The sequence below is a fragment of the Streptomyces sp. NPDC006691 genome, from assembly GCF_042869955.1.
GTDB lineage: Bacteria > Actinomycetota > Actinomycetes > Streptomycetales > Streptomycetaceae > Streptomyces.
The window spans coordinates 118261-135543 of sequence record NZ_JBIAGW010000007.1; the positions used below are offsets into that span (position 1 = coordinate 118261).

Genomic DNA, 17283 nt, shown 5'->3' on the forward strand with positions numbered 1-17283 from the left:
GCGCAACCATCCATTGGACACGCCCTTTGAGTGAGCTTGCCCGTGCGTTCGACGGTCCGGGCCCGTCACGTCCGGTTTGGCGCGCCCGTAAACTGGTGGACGGTCCGCTCTCCGGACCGTCCACCGCCCTCGTACCGGGAAGTCGCCACGTGTCGCTCACGATCGGAATCGTCGGTCTGCCGAATGTCGGCAAGTCGACCCTGTTCAACGCCCTGACCAAGAATGACGTACTGGCGGCCAACTACCCGTTCGCCACCATCGAGCCGAACGTCGGCGTCGTCGGCGTCCCCGACGCCCGTCTGGCCAAGCTCGCCGAGGTCTTCAACTCGCAGCGGATCCTGCCCGCCACCGTCGACTTCGTCGACATCGCCGGCATCGTGCGCGGCGCGAGCGAGGGCGAGGGCCTGGGCAACAAGTTCCTCGCGAACATCCGCGAGTCGGACGCGATCTGCCAGGTCATCCGCGCCTTCAAGGACGAGAACGTCGTCCACGTCGACGGCAAGGTGTCCCCGAAGGACGACATCGAGACGATCAACACAGAGCTGATCCTCGCCGACCTCCAGTCCGTCGAGAAGGCGATCCCGCGTCTGACGAAGGAGTCCCGCCTCCAGAAGGACAAGATCGCGGTCCTGGCGGCGGTCGAGAAGGCGCAGAAGATCCTCGAAGCGGGCGAGACGCTGTTCTCGGCCGGCATCACCAAGGGCACGGAGCAGGGCGACCTGCTGCACGAGCTGCACCTGCTGACCACCAAGCCGTTCCTGTACGTCTTCAACGTCGACGAGGACGAGCTGGTCGACGAGGACTTCAAGAACGAGCAGCGCGCCCTGGTCGCCCCCGCGGAGGCGATCTTCCTCAACGCGAAGATCGAGTCCGAGCTGATCGAGCTGGACGACGACGAGGCCCTCGAACTCCTCCAGTCCATGGGCCAGGAGGAGCCCGGCCTCGCCACCCTGGGCCGCGTCGGCTTCGCGACCCTCGGCCTCCAGACCTACCTGACGGCCGGCCCCAAGGAAACCCGCGCCTGGACCATCCCCCAGGGCGCCACGGCCCCCGAGGCGGCCGGTGTCATCCACACCGACTTCCAGAAGGGCTTCATCAAGGCCGAAGTCATCTCCTTCGCCGACCTGATCGAAGCGGGCTCGGTAGCGGAGGCCCGCTCGCGCGGCAAGGCGCGGATGGAGGGCAAGGAGTACGTCATGCAGGACGGGGATGTGGTGGAGTTCCGGTTCAACGTCTAAGACGTCCGGCGAAAGGCCGTCTGACCTGCGGCGGAGTGGGTTGGGCGGCCTTTGCTGTCCGCGCAGAGTCCGCAGCGTGCTGGATGAGTCCGGCACGCGGGGGCGGTTACGCCGCTTCGTTGCCCTGTGGCTGGGCATCCGCGGACTGGTCCGCGTACGCCTTGTCGACGGCGGCCCGGGTCCGCTCCTCGGAGTGGGGCCACAGGTGGGTGTAGATGTTCAGCGTCATGGCCGCGTTGGTGTGGCCGAGACGCTCGGAGACCGTCTTCACGGACTCGCCGGGCTTGATCAGCAGGCTGGCGTAGTGGTGCCGGAGGGCGTGGGGTCCGGTGACCTTCGGTATGCCGGCCTTCGCGCAGGCGGGCCGCCAGGACCCGTCCATGAAGTGCGTGCAGACCACAGGCCCGCCTTGCGGCGCCGTGAAGATCCAGCTCTCGGGCCCATCGGCGGGGAAGTCCCGCAGGTGGGCCTTCATCGCATCCACTGCCATGCGGGGGAGCGGAACCGTGCGGTGTGAGCGCGCGGTCTTCGGTGGTCCGACGTAGACCCCGTGCTTGGCGGTCTGCTGGATCTGCTGCTCGACCGAGACGGTCGCGTGTAGCAGGTTCACGTGCCGGAGTTGGAGACCGAAGAGCTCGCCGGGGCGGAGCCCCGTGGCCGCGCCGAGCAGCACGAGGCCCCTGTATCGGGCGGGTATCTCCTCGGACAGCGACCGCACCTGCTCAACGGCCAGTGGCACGACCTTCTTCCGTGGCACCGACGGCAACTTCACCTCGGTGCATGGGTTGTGAGGGACCATCCGGTCACGGACGGCCGCCCGGAAGACGGCGTTGACTGTGTTGAAGACCGTCCGTGAGGTGCTGGCGGCCAGCCCGTGCGTGGTGGTCAGGCTGGTGACCCAGCTCTGTACGTCGCCGGGCTTGATGGCGCCGAGCGCCCGCTTCTCCCAGGTCGGGTAGACATAGCAGCGCAGGTGCTGGGCTACCGCCTTGACCGTGGAAGGCCGGTGCGGCTGGATGGCCCGCCATTCCTCCGCGTACTCCTTGAAGGGCTTCTTCGCCGACCGTGGGTCGACGTACTGCCCCGTGACCACGCTGGCCGTGACCTCGTCGAGCCACCGCTGGGCGTCGATCTTGCGGTCGAAGTGGCGAGCGTGCTCCTTGCCGTCGAGGTCGCGGTAGCGAGCACGCCATTTGCCGTTGGGGCGCTTCTGGATGTTGGCCAAGTGGCCTCTCCTTCGTGTCGGTTATCAGTAGTGGCCGCCGTCCTCGATGTCACTGGTGAGGGTGCGAGCGTCCCGCTCGTCGCCCGTGAGGCGGAGGCACTGCTCGTGGATCGCCCGCGAGCTGTCGGGGTGAGCCTTGACGTGATTGGCGATGGCGACCACGGCGTGGTGCAGGCGGTCGCGTGCGTCTCGGGTCTCGTAGAACGCCTCGACGGCTTCTTGGACGAGCCGGCGGCTATCGATGTCGAGGCCCTCCAGGGGCGGTGACATGAGCTCTTCGAGGGGGAGTTTGAAGACCCGCGTAAAGGCGAGGGCCTCGTCGAGGTTGATGCGCCGGCGAGGCGTGCCGTAGGCCGGGGCCGGTGAAGGCGCGGGCGAAGTCGAGCAGTCGCCACCCGCGCTTGCCGATGTGGAGGCTGGTGGGGTGAAACTCGGAGTGCACCCAGCCGAACGGCGCCAGCGTCGCTCCGGCCGAGCGGTCTTCGGCTGCCTGGCCGACCCGGTCGAGCGTGTCCTCGACGTCGTCGGCTTCCTGCCACCGGTCGGCCTTGCGCAGCCGTCCGAGGTGCTCCAATGCCCGGGCCGGCAGCATACGCAGCCGCTCCCGGTCCAGGACGGGCAAGGGAGGAGCCGTACGGGTGCCGTGCAGGACCACGGCTGCGGCGACGCCGTCCAGGTCGTCGGCCTCGCGCACGGACGGTCCGAGGTCCTCCATGAGCATGCCGAGCCAGCCGTCCAGAACGGCGGAGGCGTGGACCTGGGGGACCGGAACGCCGACGGTGTGGGCCAGGCGGAGGGCCTGATCCTCGCTGTCGAACGGCTTCTTGGCGTACTTGAAGATGGCCGTGGAGCTGTCGGGGAAGGTCACGCGCTCGACTCCGGACATCGACCACACGCGCACCTCCTCCCGTACGGCGGCGCCCTGACCGATCACGGTGATCAGGTTGTCGAGGAGTTCGGCGCTGGGGTTCGGGCTCATCGGGGGCTCCGGTCGGTTGAAGGCGTCCGGAGCGGGCAAGTGGGCCGGCCCGCCCCGGAACCTGATCGGGTGGGGGTTACGCGGCGGGGTTCACGCGATGGGCGTAGACCTGCTCGATCCAACCCGCCTTGAACGCGGCGAGGTCGTCACGGAAGTTCGCCATCGATGCGCCGTAGGGCGCGACGACACCACCGGTCTGGTCCGGCACGGACTGGCAGCCGTGCACCAGGCGCCCACCGAGCGCGGCGTGGGCCTTGATGGACTCGATCCGGCGGTGCTCGTTGAACCAGCCGCCGTGGTAGACCTCGTCGAGCATTCCTCCCATCTCGTCGTCCAGGTCGAAGACGACGGAGGTGGCGGCGGGGAAGAACCAGCACGGGCCGACGTTGGAGATGTGCCCGTCCAGTTCGACCTTGTTGAGCGCCATGAGCGTGGCCGCCTCGCGGAGCATCCGCAGGTGGTCAGCGGCGATCTGCGGGAGTCCGAGACCGGCCAAGTGCTCGTCGCGGAAGAGGCACGCGTACACCTCGTACGCGGTGGCCAGGACGCGAGCGGCGTCCGAGGTGGACTCGCCGTGGTGCTTGATGAAGTCGAGCGAGAGCTGCTCGACCGTGCTCTCGGTCGTCTCGTCCACGTCCAGGAGCTGGGCCTTGACCAGCTCCCAGTCGGCGACGAGCCACGTGCTCGACTCGAAGCGGAAGAAATACTCGGCCGGGTCGATGCTGATGCGCCGGCCGTCGACCTAGATGCCGGGCAGGCGGCTCCAGCGCGGGTCGAACGCCTGGGGCAGCTCGACCGTGATGGCCATGGTGTCGATGATGGTCACCGTGTCTCCGTCTCTGATCGTCCGGGCCGGGCACAGGAATGCCCGAACCCGGTTTGGGCGTACGGAACTTCGGGGAGCCGCCCGGACCAAGGGGGAGCCTGGACCACGGTCGCGCCGTTCCGGGCGGCTGCTGATAAGTGAACCGGTGGTCACGCTCAGTGGGTACGGTGGACGGCAGTTGAAGCGGTATACGCGGTTTACAGCTCCGGAGTGGAGTCGATCGTGGCGGCGCAGAGAGGCCCCAACTCCCGTCTGCGCGAGGGCATCAACGCGGTCGGCTGCACCTACGAGGCCCTCGCCAGAGACGTGCGGCGCATTGCCGCCGAGAACGGCGAGATCCTCCAGACCAACAAGTCGGCCATCTCGCACTGGGCGAACGGCGCCCGCAGCCCCTCGGGTCAGGTAGGCCAGTACCTCGCCGAAGCGCTGTCCCGCCGAGCGGGACGAGCGATCACCCAGACCGAGATCGGCCTACGCGCTGGCGAGGCCGAAGAGCCGGCGGAATCCGACCCCGTCCTCGCCGTCACCGAACTGGGCCGCGCCGACGTCGAGCGTCGCCGCTTCCTCTCCATCGCGGCCTTCACCACCGCCGGCGTCGCCATGCCGCTCGGCTACGACCACGAGGCCGCCGCCCGCATGCTCCGTGCCCGCACCGGCACGTCCGTGGTCGGCGCGGAGGACGTAGACGTCGTACGCCAGACCACCGCGGCCTTCAGCGCCGCCGACGAGCGCCTCGGCGGCGGGCACGGCCTGACCACCGTCACCGCGTACCTCGCCGACACCGCCGCCCCGATGCTCCGCAGACGCTTCCCTTCGGAGCCGTTACGCCGCGCCGCCTTCGGAGCCGTCACCGAACTCGCCTACCTCGCCGGGTGGAAGCACCACGACCTGGGCCACGAAGGCGCGGCCCAGCGCTACTACCAAGTCGGCTACCAGCTCGCCTGCGAAGCCGACCCCCACGGCCACGCTGCCTGGATGATGCGCGCCCTCGCGTAGTCGGACCGAAGCTTCACGCTTCCTAGACCAGCAGACAGCCGTGATTACGCGAGCCCCTTGATGTACTCGACACGGCCCGCGATGGCGGCCGTCAGGTTCTTCGTCGACACTTCGTCCAACGGCTCCGAATGGATGCCCTGCCCCTTCTTGGTCGAGATCAGGCACGCGGCGTCGTAGAGCCGCTCCTTCACGAGCCTGTCAAAAAGGATTGCGTAACGGTCGGTGTACGAGGTGTCGTGGAAACGCTGATCCACCGGGTAGAGGGGGGTGCCCCGGTCGTTCACGGGCCCCGTCGAGTCTTTTGCTCGCTCCAGCACCATGACGAACCCGAGCCATGGCCGGACACGGCCGAGGTGGCCAGCCTCGTACGCACGCCACAGGTCCACGGCGTTGCCTATGGCCTCTTCTGTCCGGTTGTTGAAGTTGTTGCCGAACGAGCCGGACTGGGACTTGCACTCGATGGCAGCGACGAGCGAGTCACCGAAAGTGATGACGATATCCCAGTTCTTCGCGCGTCGGTACCAGCCGGGCAGCGTGAGCAGACCGGTGGAGCGGACCTCCGCACCGAGCCGCTTGAGCGGTTCGAACTGGGCGGCGACTAGCTCCTGGAGCGGATCGAGGTGCTTGCCGCCGGTGGTGGACCCGCGTGTGCCGGCGTCAATCTTCCCGGACTCGATCTGCTTCTGGGTCTGGAGGTCGCGCCCGCTCCAGAAGGCACGGACCGCGGCATCGTAGTCGTGAAAGGTTGGAGTCATGCCACGACACCCTGCCGCAACGGAGCTGAGGAGAGATCGTATTTGGTCAGATCGATCCCGTAGGCATCCGCGGCAGCGGCCGTGGCCGCGTCGACGTCCCTCTCGGCGAAGGCAGTGCGAAGCCGTCGCGCCACGTCCTCGGCGATCGCGTCGGGAGCAGGGACGCGGATCTTCTTGAGGTACTGCGCTTGGAAGCGCAGCGTGCCGCCTCTCATGCGGACGCAGTACGCCTCGATGAACGCCTGCGCCACCCGGGACAACAACAATCCACCGAGCAGCTCCATGTCCCAGGCGTCGGAGACAACGTAGTAGAGGTTGTGGTGCGGGTAGTACCCTCCGGGTTCGAGGACGGGGTGAATGTGCGCCTTCATGTCCTGCAACAGTAGCTTTGGCCTGTCGATCAGGTCGGAATGGACCTTGTCGATGGTGCGGTGCCAGCGATCGGGGGCCTTCTTCGCGACGAAGCGCCTCTTCACGTTCGGGTGCTGAGCCAGGTGCGCTGACAAGCGAGGGTAGTCGTCGAGGTTGACCAAAGATCCGTCCGCAGCCCACGGGTTCACCAGGTAGTTCCCCTGCCAGAGGAACCTGCCCGTCGCCAGGTCGCGCTGCATGGCCAGCGGCAGCAGCCGGTCGGCCTCAATCGCGTTCGCATCCTTGGTGACGTATGCATGGTCGGCACCGGTGGCGATTCCGATGGACACCTTCGTGCCGGTGTCAGGATCGTGCAGCGGGCCGAACCGGTCGGTGAGGTGCTCGATGAGAGCCAGCCGCGCAGGGGACCCGGTTGGCCACAACTCGCCGCCGGGGAACCAGTGCGGGAGCCGGTGCGCTTGCACCCCGGCATCGGTGAATTCGGTCAGCGTGTGGTCGGTCGACCACTTCGCCAGCGCTTGGGCTGCAGTCTCCCCGAACTCTGCGGAGGTGTCGGCGACGACGGCAGAGCCTTGGGGACGGTTGGCCAGCACGGTGAGTGCCGGGTATGCAGAGACTTCGGACTCGAAGGCGTCGACGTCGTGCATGCTCCACACGTGCTCAACGGCGTAGCGCTTGGCGACCAGGCCGCGCAGCTCTGCCCCGTACTGGTTCCGCATCCAGCGATCGGCGCAGATGAAACCGACCCGTCCGCCCTGCTTGAGCATCGCCAGGCTGCGCTCGATGAAGCCGACGTAGATGTCGCCGCGCCCCTTCATGGAGGACCAAGTGGAGCGATAAGTCGCGGCGGTGTCCTCGTCGAGGTCGTCGTAGCGGATGTACGGAGGGTTACCGATCGCGACATCGACGGGCCGTTCTTCCACGCTGGCCAGCAGGAAGTCGGCCTGTCGAACCCACGTGTTCGCAATCGTTCCGGCTTGCGAGGCCGACACGCCAGCAGAAGTGAGGAGCTCACAACAGTGCTGCCGCGCGGTGTCCACATGCTCCTGCTGAAGGTCGTACGCGCGAACGGCGTCACTGAGCGTGGCGAGGTCACGACCGTGCTTCTGTGCCGAGGCGATCAACCGCTCGACCGCTGGCCTGAGGAAAGCACCGGACCCGCACGACGGCTCAAGGAGATGCAGCGCGCCAAGATCGCGGTCGCTTGTGTATCCGGTGAGATCAAGCAGCGCATCAACGACCCAACGGCGAGTGAATACCTCTCCGTAGTTGGTTGTCACAGGCGAGGGTTCGGTCAAGGTCACTCCCTCACTCTACGGGCCCGCCCATAGCGCCCTGGCCGTTTAGGTTGCCCACGTCAGGGCACTGCCGGCTCTTGCGGAACCATGACGACCGCGCGCTGTGGCGGCGTCCTCCAAGGCCGCCCTACGAGCCGAATGACATCACCCCGGCGATCATGGTGGTCGCGGGGGTTCGGCCGAATCTACCCGTCGAACAGAGGCGTCATATGGCCAGCGCCACAACGAGAGGCACGACGAGACCCGCACCGAGCGAGAGCATCTTGTGGTGGTCACTGTCTGTCGTGCTGGTCGCAGCCCACGGTGTACTGGTAGCTGCGTTGGGCCTCGATTAGGGAAACCTTGTTCGCGCCGCCGGTGATGGTCGGCCAGCGGAACTGGACCCCGTCGTCCTCCCAGAAGCAGACGGGGCAGATCTCGTACGAGCCGGGCATCGCGCCCAGCAAGCGGTGCCCGCAGCACGGGTAGGAGGAGTCTCTCACCCGTGCAGTTTCGTTGCAGGCTCCGCCGCGGTGCCATGGGTTTCTCTGCCTCCGGCGTAGCCCGGCAGTCCGCAGCCAGTCCGCAGGACACCCATAAACTGCCGTCGGGAGCCAACGCGCGCCAACCAGGAAATCCCAGGTCAGAGCCCTGGACGAAGCTCCGCCGCAGGTCAGGGACAGCCCGCAGACATTCCGCTTCAACGTGTAGTAGCCCCCCGAGCGTCGGCAATGCTGCCTGCGCAGCAAACACGCAGGTGAAACGGGGTCGGCCCGCTCGGGGGCCGGCCCCGGTCGCATGCCCGGACGGGGGGTCGGAGGGGCGCCGTTGCCAGGGGCGCCGCGACCGGTCGGTGAGTCGTTCGCGAGCGACGCGCTCCTCGGCCGCGTGTCCGGCCACGTCTGCGCGTCGTGCTCCAGGTACGCCTCGCGGCCGCGCTCAGCCGGCCGGTGGGGCCCAGTGGTGCGTGGCCCAGGTCTCCAGGGTGATCAGGCCGGGGTGGAGCGCGCGCAGGGCGGGGAGGTCTGCCTGGAAGCCGTGGGTATCGAACCAGCCGAACATCGTCGCCGCCTCCTCGCTCAGTGCCCGCAGTTCGGCCGGGGGCTGGGAGCGGAAGCGGACGGGGTGGCCGCAGACCCGCTGGAACACCTCGGCCATCTGCGGGCCGGTGAGCTCGTCGCCGGCTATTTCGATCCGGCGGCCAAGGTAGGTCTCGGGGTGTTCGAACGCCTCGGCCGCGAAGTGGCCTATGTCTTCGGTCGCGATCATCTGGAGGGTGGTGTCGGGGGCGAGCGCGAGGGTCAGGGTGAGTTCGCCGTCCTCCCGGACCGGGCCCATGCCCGTGAAGTTCTCGATGAACATGGTGGGGCGCAGCACGGTCGTGGGCAGGCCGAGCGCGGCGATGTGTTCCTCGACGCGGCCCTTGGTCTCGAAGTGCTCCACGCCGCTCGCGCGTTCCGCGCCGCCCACCGAGCTGTACACGAAGTGGGCCACGTCCGCGCGGGCCGCGGCCGAGGCCACTGCCTTGCCTTGGCGCAGTTCGCCGGCCGAACCGTCGGGGCCGGTGAAGGTCTGGACGCTGAACACCCCGTAAGCGTCCTTGAGCGCCGCATCCAAGGACTGCGGGTCCTCCATGTCGCCCGCCACCAACTCCGCTCCCTGACGCGACAGTTCGGCGGACCTCGCGGACCGTGGGTCGCGGGCCACCGCCCGCACCCGGTGTCCGCGGCGCAGCAGCGCGCGGGCCGCCGCGCCACCCTGCTTACCGGTCGCGCCGAAAACGACGTACACGTTGGCGTGGCCGGAGACGTTGTTGGAGTTGTCGGTGGAGTGGTTGTTGCGGTCGTTGTTTTCGGTGGTCTGGGGCATCGGGTTCTTCCTCCGGAAGCGCTGGGGCCAAGGGGGTGGTGGGTCAGGCCGGCAGGGGGGCGTCGGCTGCCGCGCGGGCGAGCGCGGTGCGGATCAGGGCGTTGACCGTCGCGGGCTGTTCCTGGTGGGGCATGTGGCCGGCGCGCGCGATCTCGTGGAACTCGCCGTACGGAGCCAGCCTGGCCAGCGTGCGGGAGACCTCCGGCGGGATCTCGGTGTCGAGCCGACCGTGGAGGAACAGGGCGGGGACCGCCAGCTGGGCGAGCGTCTCGCGAGGGTCGCCGGTCTCGCTCGCGTTCAGCAGGTCGATGACGTGAGGCCCGGATCGGAGGATCTGTTCCACGGTCCGTGCCGCCAGGCCGGGGTCCGCCTCGGGGCCGAACCATTGGGGGACCCAGCCGCTCAGGGTCGCCGCGCGGTCGTCGCGCAAGGCCGTGCGCAGTGTGCGCAGGGTCTCGGACATGGCCTGAGCCGGCCAGTACCCCGGTCCGCTGATCGACACGACGCCGGCCACCCGGTGCGGCGCCCTCAACGCTGCCTCCAGGGCGAAGGTCGCTCCCAGCGAGCTGCCCACCAACAGGGGCCGCTCCAGGCCCAGTGCGTCCAGCAGCGCCAGTATGTCGGCGACGTTGGCGTCCGTGGTGTTGCCCGCGGCGGGATGGTCCGTACGGCCGCAGCCGCGCAGGTCCACCGCCAACACCCGGTGATCTGCTGCCAGTTCGGCGGTCTGCGCCTCCCATACGTGGCTGCCGCTTCCCCATCCATGCAGGAAAAGCACGGGAGTTCCGGTCCCAGTTCCGGTGCCGGTCCCGGTCCCGGTGTCCGTGTGGAACAGCCGGATTCCGTTGGCTGTGGTGTACGCCATGGTGACTCTCGCTCCTTCGGGCGGCCTGCGGTGAACAAGGTCAGTTCACTCCGCCGGCGGGCCGGGACCAAGGGGCACTTCGTTCGTACACTCATCAGTGATCGTGATGAATGGAGGGGGGCGGGTCAGGTCATGGAACTGCGTCAGGTGCGCTACTTCGTCGCCGTCGCCGAGGAGCTGCACTTCGGCCGCGCGGCGGTCCGGCTGCACATCGTTCAGCCGGCCGTCAGCCAGCAGGTCCGGCGCTTGGAGCGTGAGCTCGGGCTCGACCTGTTCGACCGCACCACCCGGCAGGTCTCGCTCACCGCCGCCGGCGCCGCCTTCCTGCCGCACGCCCGCGCCCTCCTGGCCGCGGAAGGGGTGGCCCTCCACGCGATGGAGGCCCTGCGCGCCGCCGAGAGCGCGGTGCTGCGCGTCGGCACGAGTGTCGGCCTCGGCGCGCGGCTGGAGGGGGTACTCGCCTGCTTGGCCGAGCGGTCACCGGAGCTCACCGTGGAGCTGACGAGTGCCGCGTCGGCCGCGCGACTGCGGGCCGTGCGGGAAGGGGAGCTGGACGCCGCCTTCGTACGGGGGCTGACCGAGAGCCCGGGTCTGGATCTCATCCCCGTCTGGCGGGACCCCCTGGTGGTGGCGCTTCCCGCGAACCACCCGCTGGCCGCCCTTCCCGCCGTGCCGATGGCCGGCCTCGACGGCATCCCGCTGCGGATCGTCGCGCGCGAGGCCAACCCGCAGCTCTTCGAGCTGGTGACCGGGGCGTGCCGGGAGGCCGGCTTCGAACCCGTGCTCGGCCCCGCGTTCACGACCGACCAGGACACCCTCGCGGCGATCGCGACCGGAAAGCCCAGCTGGACCGTCTTCTACGCCGCTCAGGCCGAGTACCTGCCGACCGGCAGGACGGTGTTCCGCCCGTTCGCCCCGCCCGGCCCGACCGCCGAGACCTTCCTGGCCGTCCACCCGGCCACCCCGGCCCGCCGCGTGGCCGCGCTGCTCGACGCCTGCCGTGGCGGTACGGCGGGTACGGCGGGCACGGGGGACGGGGGAAGGTGAAGGGGCCTACGGGCGGTGATGCGGCGCCGAGCCCTCACCGTGGCGGCCAGGGGCGCGATGCCCGATCAACGAGCGTGTCATCAAGGTGATGTGGATCGAGGAAGCATCGGGGTCAACTAGCCTGATATTGAGGGAAGTTGGAATGCCGCGTCCCGCATTTCTCGGGGGGTAGTCCTCAGCGGCCATCCGGGGGTCTGCCCCATGTACGCGCTGTGACGCGCCGCGTTAGCTTCGGGACACGAAAGGCCGCGGTTCCACGAGGCCGGCGTTCCACCCCATGCCTGTGCGGGCGGCAAGCCCGTGCGGGCCAGTTGATTCTCCAGAACTGGAAGACATTTCATGCGTCAGCAGCTCCGAGCCCTGGGCATCCTCACCGCGATCGGCGTCGCGGCCGGCGGACTGGCCGCGTGCAACTCCATCAACTCCATCGACCGGCAGTCCTTCGAGGACGACAGCGCGCTCTCCGGGAAGATCACCTCCGTGCGCCTGGAGAACGGCTCGGGCGGTGTCACCGTCACCGGTACCGACGGCGGCTCGGCGTCCCTGCACCGCAAGGTGCGGTACGACAAGGGGGCCGCCAAGCCGTCCGCCGCCACCCACCGGATCGAGGGCGGCGTGCTGATCCTCGGCGGCTGCTCCGGCTCCTGCTCGGTGCAGTACACCGTCCAGGTGCCCGCCGGGATCCCCGTCAGCGGCGATGTCACCTCGGGGGACGTCAGCCTCCACCAGGTGGGCACGGTCGACGTGTCGGCGGGCTCCGGCGACATCGCCCTCGACGGCATCAGTGGCGCGGTCAAGGTGAGGACCACCAGCGGTGAGATCACCGGCAAGGGGCTGGCGGGCGGCGCCATCGACACCCGGACCGGCTCCGGGGACGTCCACCTCACGCCCGGCAAACCGTCGAACGTCCAGATCACCGCCGGCAGCGGAGACGTCAGCCTGACCGTGCCGTCCGCGGCCTACCGGGTGACCGTGAAGACCGGCAGCGGCGACAAGGACGTCAAGGTGCCCGACGACCCCGCGGGCAAGTACGAGATCGGTGTGAAGACCGGCAGCGGCGACGTGGGCATCAAGGCTTCCTGAGGCTCACGGACTTCTCAACGCCGGCTATAAAGCTTCCTGAGGCTTACCGACTTCTCAACGCCAGCCATTTTGAACGTAGTTGGGCTCTGGCGGTCGCTCTCCCGGAGGACGCCCGCGAGGCGCGCGGCTCCCGGCAGCAGGGATACGCCCCTGACCAAGTTGCGTCCAGCACCCGGTAGCAGGGCGACGCCCCTGACCAAGTTGCGTCCGGCTCCCGGTAGCAGGGCGACGCCCCTGACCGGGTCGCGCGCTCCCGCGACAGGGCGGCCGTGATCGGTGCCGGGCCGCGCGCTCCCGCGTAGGCCGGCCGTCATCCGTGCCGGAGCAATGCCTCGTGGCCGGTGCGGACCGCTGCCCTTTCATCGATGGCGGCCCCGGGCCCCGAAACGCCACCCCTCGGCCCCGCCCGCACGGAAGCGGCGCACCCGGTGCCGCGGGTGCGCCGCTTCCGTGCGGGGACGCGTCGCGTCAGGCGTCGTAGTCCATGTCGAACTTGTCCTGCTGCTCCTGCATGGCGTCCCGGCCCTTGTCCTGGGCCTCGTCCCGGGTACCCCGAGCGCGCTCCGACGCCTCGTCCCGCTTGTCGCCCATGGCGTCCTTGGCCTTGTTCTGAAGGTCGCGCGACTTGTCCTGGAACTGGTCCTTGATGCCCATCTGGGTTCACTCCTACTGGGGTGTGAGGGGGCCGTGAGCCGGGGCCGTTCCCTCGGCTCCTCCTGGCCTCGACCAGCGTGGCACGGGGGAACACGCACCGCATTTCAGGCGATTACGGACGGTGTGGAGGGTGCTTTCACGGGGGTCTGACCAGGGCTTCTTCCAGCGCTTCTGCCGGTGCGGGAGCGAGCGCGGGCTCCAGCGGCACGGGCTGGCCAAGAGCGTCCCCGCTGCCGCGCCCCGTCCGCGTACGATGCGGATTCGCGCAACAGTTCGCCGCAGTTCGACGAGGAGCACCGTACCCGTGGAGATACCGCCGCCGCCCGCGCCCGGGCAGCCGCAGCAGCCGCAACCGGGGCAGGGGTACGGCTGGCCGACGCCCCCTCAGATGCCCGGCGGGCAGCCCGGGATGTACCCGGGGCAGCCGATGAGCGGCGGCCCCTGGTACCCGTATCCGGCGGCGCCGTCCCAACCGCCCGTGAGCGGGCTCGCCGTCGGCTCCCTCGTCACCGGCATCCTGTGCTGCATACCCCCGCTCGGTCTGATCCTTGGCGGGTTCGCGCTCGGGCAGATCAAGAAGAAGGGGCTGCGCGGCAAGGGCATGGCCGTCGCCGGTGTCGTGCTCTCCTCCCTCAGCACGATCGCGCTGGTGGTCTCGATCGCGACGGGTGGACTCGGCGACAGCTGGCGCGACTTCAAGGACGGCTGGAACGAAGGCGTCAGGAATACGCGCAGCACTCTCGACCTGCGCAAGGGCGACTGCTTCGACGTGCCCGGCGGAAAGCTGGAGCGCGAGGTCGTCTCCGTGCGGATCGTGCCGTGCTCCGGCAAGCACGACGCCGAGGTGGCCGGCTCGTTCCGGCTGACCGGCACCATGTACCCGGGCGAGAGCGCCATCGCCCGCCAGGCCGACACGCAGTGCTCGGTCATCGAGCAGTCGTACGCCATGGACCGGTGGAAGATCCCGGCCGAGGCCGGACCCTACTACTACACGCCGAGCTCGCAGAGTTGGGGCCGGGGCGACCACACCGTCTCCTGTGCGTTCGCGTCGGAGGGCGGCAAGCTCGAAGGCTCGGTCCGCAACGACGCCGGCACCCTCGACCCGGACCAGCTCGCGTTCCTCCGCGCGGTCAACGACGTGGACCGCGTCATGGCGCAGGCGCCCGACGCGGACCGCGTCGAGGACGACCTGCCCGCGTTCCAGAAGTGGGCGGGAGAGGTGTCCAGGACGATGGGCGCGCAGGCCGACCTGCTGACCGGCCACTCCTGGCCCAGCCGTCTCTCGCCGTCCGTGCAGCCGTACATCGACGGTATGCGGACCGCGGAGAGGGAGTGGGAGAAGGCGGCGTCCGCGCGGGACGCGGACTCCTTCTACCTGCACTCCGGTGCGGCGGACAGGGCCATGAGGCAGTCGATCGAGATCTCCGCGCGGGGCGCGCTCGGGCTCGCCACCATCCCGCCGTCCACCGACGACCGTTCCGGCGGCGGGACCGGCGGCGGGGCCGGGGGCAGTGGCGGCCCGGGTGGCTCCGGAAGCGCGGGCGGTTCCGGAAGCGATGGTTCCAAAAGCGTCTGAGGGGGGCCCGGGCCGGGCAGAACGTACGCGCTGTACCGGGGGTTCGCCCTGGGTAAAGGCGCTTCATCACTTCGAGTGAATGTTTGGCCTTTGCTTGCGGTCGCCAACCCACAGTTGCCACGCTGTTGCAGTCTGTCAACCTGATGGGAGTGGCCCGTGTCATTCGGTGAGCAGCCGGCCTATTTGCGCGTAGCCAGCGATCTGAGGCAGAAGATCGTGAGTGGTTCGCTGCCGCCGCACACCCGTCTCCCCTCGCAGGCCAGGATCCGCGAGGAGTACGGGGTTTCGGACACCGTGGCCCTGGAGGCGCGCAAGGTACTGATGGCGGAGGGCCTGGTCGAGGGCCGTTCCGGCTCGGGCACCTATGTGCGCGAGCGCCCGGTGCCGCGCCGGGTCGCCCGCTCCGGCTACCGGCCGACGAAGGGCGCGAGCCCCTTCCGGCAGGAGCAGGCGGAGGAGGCCGCGCGCGGGACCTGGGAGTCGCGCAGCGAGCAGGAGGAGGCGACCCCGGAGATCGCCAAGCGCCTCGGCATCGACCCCGGCGACCGCGTCATGCGTACGCGGTACGTGTTCCGGGACGCGGGCGAGCAGATGATGCTGTCCACCTCCTGGGAGCCACTGGCGGTCACCGGCCGCAGCCCGGTGATGCTGCCCGAGGAGGGGCCGCTCGGCGGCTGCGGTGTGGTCGAGCGGATGGCCGCGATCGACATCGTGGTGGACAACGTGGTCGAGGAGGTCGGCGCGCGCCCGGGGCTCGCGGAGGAACTCCTGGCGCTCGGCGGGGTCCCCGGCCATGCGGTCCTCGTCATCGAACGGACCTATTACGCCTCGGGGCTGGCCGTGGAGACGGCCGACGTGGTGGTCCCGGCCGACCGCTACCGGATCGCGTACCACCTGCCCGTGAAGTAACACCGTTCACACCGTTCACACCGCTCACACCGCTCACACCGCTCACACCGCTCACGCCGCCCACACCGCCCGTCGGCTGAGCGGCAGGACGGCCCCGGCGGGACCAAGGGGGCGCACCCATCGGGTGCGCCCCCTTTCGTGTCTGCGGCCGATGACCGAATTCGTATCTCTTTGTGTAAACACGTATCCGCTGAGTAAAGGTCAGGCGTAGGCTCGGGCATATGCGGATTGCGGTTTCCTGCCGAGGCTTACTGACCTGCACGCCGATGCCGGGAGGGATGCGATGAACGACAGTGGCGCTGTGCTCACCTGGCTGGTGATACGACAGGACGACAACGGCAACCAGTACCGCGTCGGCAAGTACGCCACGCAGGCCGAGGCCCAGCGCATCGCGGACAGCCTCGACGACCGCGGGCACAAGCAGCTCTACTGGGTCGAGCGGATCGGCGCCCCCGCCCAGCAGTAGGCCGCCCCGGACCCCGGCAACGGCCCGGTGACGGCCCGCCAACGGCCCGGCGGAGCCCGGCCGCGGCGAGGCGCCGGCGAGGCGGAGGCCCCGGCGGAGACCCGGCGGAGGCCCTGGCAAGAGCGATGCGGGCCGCGCGCCGCCCGCGCGTTACGCTCCGGCGCATGAACGAGACCGTCGTGGTGGCCGGAGCCGTGTACGACCGGGGGCGCCTGCTCGCCGCCCGCCGCAGCGCCCCGCCCGAGCTGGCCGGCCGCTGGGAGCTGCCCGGCGGCAAGGTGGAGCCGGGCGAGTCCCCGCAGCAGGCACTCGTACGGGAACTCCGCGAGGAACTCGGCATCGAGACCGAGCCGCTCCAGAGAATCGCGGGGGAGTGGCCGCTGCGCCCCGGCCTCGTGCTGCACGCCTGGACCGCCCGACTGCTCGAAGGCCGGGCCCAGCCGCTCCAGGACCACGACGAACTGCGCTGGCTGGCCCCCGAGGAGGCCGACGCCGTCGACTGGCTTCCGCAGGACCGCCCGGCGGTCGCCGAAGCCATGCGCATCCTGGAGTCATTGCGCCGTTAGTGCCGCCATCCGCCCCAGTTGGGGATAGGGCGTACCAAATATCGGGTATGTGCCTATTAATCGTTTTCAAACCCCCCGAACCATCGGATGCGGGTGATCGGCGTGATCGACACCTCGGGCGAGTGCGCCGAGTGGACCTTCCCTGCTGAACCAGGTGCCGTACGGACCGCCAGGCACGCCGTCCGGGACGCCCTGCGCGCTTGGGACCTCGACCACGGGACCGTGGATGTGGCGGTCCTCCTGGTCAGCGAGCTGGTGACCAACTCCCTGCGGTACGCCGAAGGGCCCATCGGCGTACGGCTCGACCGCCTCGACAGCACCACCTTGTTGGTGGAGGTGTCCGACCCGCTGCCCGATCCGCCCGTCGAACGCAGCGCCGGAATCGACGACGAAGGGGGCCGGGGCATGCAGCTCGTGGCCTGTTCCGCCCGACGCTGGGGGACCCGTCGTGGCAGAACGGGCAAGACCGTGTGGTTCGAGCTGGCTCTGCATGGTTAGAAGGAGGGAGGGACGGACGATCACAAGCCCGTAACGGGACCGGTCGACAACGGCTGGAAAAGAACGAGACCGGGATGTGATC

Annotated in this window: 15 protein-coding genes and 4 pseudogenes; 9 read left to right on the plus strand and 10 right to left on the minus strand. The window is 69.3% G+C overall.

The features are described from left to right. Window positions 1–149: 149 nt before the first annotated feature. Complete coding sequence (gene ychF / locus ACFYNP_RS18015) at window positions 150–1238, plus strand: redox-regulated ATPase YchF (RefSeq protein WP_388406275.1); 1089 nt, start codon at window positions 150–152, stop codon at window positions 1236–1238. A 106-nt stretch (window positions 1239–1344) separates the two neighbouring features. Here ychF and ACFYNP_RS18020 read toward each other — a convergent pair whose 3' ends face one another. The 4 genes and pseudogenes from ACFYNP_RS18020 to ACFYNP_RS18035 all read right to left on the minus strand — a co-directional run bounded on the left by ACFYNP_RS18020 (window position 1345) and on the right by ACFYNP_RS18035 (window position 4268). After that, window positions 1345–2463 (minus strand): tyrosine-type recombinase/integrase, encoded by a 1119-nt coding sequence (locus ACFYNP_RS18020; RefSeq protein WP_388786370.1) that lies wholly within the window; start codon window positions 2461–2463, stop codon window positions 1345–1347. 24 nt (window positions 2464–2487) lie between these two features. Beyond that, window positions 2488–2811 (minus strand): annotated as a pseudogene (locus tag ACFYNP_RS18025) (XRE family transcriptional regulator); the annotation flags it as partial. After that, window positions 2809–3442 (minus strand): annotated as a pseudogene (locus ACFYNP_RS18030) (aminoglycoside phosphotransferase family protein); the annotation flags it as partial. The pseudogenes ACFYNP_RS18025 and ACFYNP_RS18030, both read right to left, overlap by 3 nt. 76 nt (window positions 3443–3518) lie before the next feature. After that, a pseudogene (locus ACFYNP_RS18035) lies at window positions 3519–4268 on the minus strand (hypothetical protein). A 222-nt stretch (window positions 4269–4490) separates the two neighbouring features. On the opposite strand from ACFYNP_RS18035, the pseudogene ACFYNP_RS18040 reads away from it, so the two are divergent. Then, window positions 4491–5261, plus strand: a pseudogene (locus tag ACFYNP_RS18040) (tetratricopeptide repeat protein); the annotation flags it as partial. A 47-nt stretch (window positions 5262–5308) separates the two neighbouring features. On the opposite strand, the gene ACFYNP_RS18045 reads toward ACFYNP_RS18040, so the two are convergent. The 5 genes from ACFYNP_RS18045 to ACFYNP_RS18065 all read right to left on the minus strand — a co-directional run bounded on the left by ACFYNP_RS18045 (window position 5309) and on the right by ACFYNP_RS18065 (window position 10402). Then, window positions 5309–6019 carry a PaeR7I family type II restriction endonuclease gene (locus ACFYNP_RS18045; protein ID WP_388786372.1) on the minus strand — a complete coding sequence of 237 codons (711 nt, stop codon included), beginning with the start codon at window positions 6017–6019 and terminating at the stop codon, window positions 5309–5311. Beyond that, window positions 6016–7695: an Eco57I restriction-modification methylase domain-containing protein gene (locus ACFYNP_RS18050; RefSeq protein ID WP_388786374.1), complete on the minus strand. Its 1680-nt coding sequence runs from the start codon at window positions 7693–7695 to the stop codon at window positions 6016–6018. The genes ACFYNP_RS18045 and ACFYNP_RS18050 overlap by 4 nt, the downstream gene beginning before the upstream one ends. A 266-nt stretch (window positions 7696–7961) precedes the next feature. Continuing rightward, window positions 7962–8171, minus strand: a complete 210-nt coding sequence (locus ACFYNP_RS18055; protein ID WP_388786375.1) for a CPCC family cysteine-rich protein — start codon at window positions 8169–8171, stop codon at window positions 7962–7964. 436 nt (window positions 8172–8607) lie between these two features. Continuing rightward, complete coding sequence (locus ACFYNP_RS18060) at window positions 8608–9537, minus strand: NmrA/HSCARG family protein (RefSeq protein WP_388786377.1); 930 nt, start codon at window positions 9535–9537, stop codon at window positions 8608–8610. A gap of 43 nt (window positions 9538–9580) precedes the next feature. Continuing rightward, window positions 9581–10402, minus strand: a complete 822-nt coding sequence (locus tag ACFYNP_RS18065) for an alpha/beta fold hydrolase (protein WP_388786379.1) — start codon at window positions 10400–10402, stop codon at window positions 9581–9583. A gap of 132 nt (window positions 10403–10534) precedes the next feature. Here ACFYNP_RS18065 and ACFYNP_RS18070 point away from each other — a divergent pair, with 132 nt between their 5' ends. After that, a complete protein-coding gene (locus ACFYNP_RS18070; RefSeq protein WP_388786381.1) occupies window positions 10535–11449 on the plus strand; it encodes a LysR substrate-binding domain-containing protein in 915 nt (304 codons plus the stop codon). 339 nt (window positions 11450–11788) lie between these two features. After that, window positions 11789–12532 carry a DUF4097 domain-containing protein gene (locus ACFYNP_RS18075; RefSeq protein ID WP_388786382.1) on the plus strand — a complete coding sequence of 248 codons (744 nt, stop codon included), beginning with the start codon at window positions 11789–11791 and terminating at the stop codon, window positions 12530–12532. Window positions 12533–13000: 468 nt separating this feature from the next. Here the strand turns inward: ACFYNP_RS18075 and ACFYNP_RS18080 are convergent, their stop codons facing one another. After that, window positions 13001–13186, minus strand: coding sequence for a hypothetical protein (locus ACFYNP_RS18080; RefSeq protein ID WP_388406323.1), 186 nt, complete (start codon window positions 13184–13186; stop codon window positions 13001–13003). A 304-nt stretch (window positions 13187–13490) separates the two neighbouring features. Between ACFYNP_RS18080 and ACFYNP_RS18085 the strand changes: the two genes are divergently transcribed. The 5 genes from ACFYNP_RS18085 (at window position 13491) to ACFYNP_RS18105 (ending at window position 17201) form a co-directional block, all read left to right on the plus strand. Next, window positions 13491–14762 carry a DUF4190 domain-containing protein gene (locus ACFYNP_RS18085; RefSeq protein WP_388786384.1) on the plus strand — a complete coding sequence of 424 codons (1272 nt, stop codon included), beginning with the start codon at window positions 13491–13493 and terminating at the stop codon, window positions 14760–14762. A 156-nt stretch (window positions 14763–14918) separates the two neighbouring features. Next, on the plus strand, window positions 14919–15671 hold the full coding sequence (locus ACFYNP_RS18090) for a GntR family transcriptional regulator (RefSeq protein ID WP_388786386.1): 753 nt from the start codon (window positions 14919–14921) through the stop codon (window positions 15669–15671). 283 nt (window positions 15672–15954) lie between these two features. Next, window positions 15955–16137, plus strand: coding sequence for a hypothetical protein (locus tag ACFYNP_RS18095; protein ID WP_100574889.1), 183 nt, complete (start codon window positions 15955–15957; stop codon window positions 16135–16137). Window positions 16138–16301: 164 nt separating this feature from the next. Further along, window positions 16302–16703, plus strand: a complete 402-nt coding sequence (locus tag ACFYNP_RS18100) for a (deoxy)nucleoside triphosphate pyrophosphohydrolase (protein WP_388786388.1) — start codon at window positions 16302–16304, stop codon at window positions 16701–16703. A 93-nt stretch (window positions 16704–16796) separates the two neighbouring features. Next, entirely contained in the window at window positions 16797–17201 is a 405-nt protein-coding gene (locus ACFYNP_RS18105; protein ID WP_388406334.1) for an ATP-binding protein, read from the plus strand. Window positions 17202–17283 lie beyond the last annotated feature (82 nt).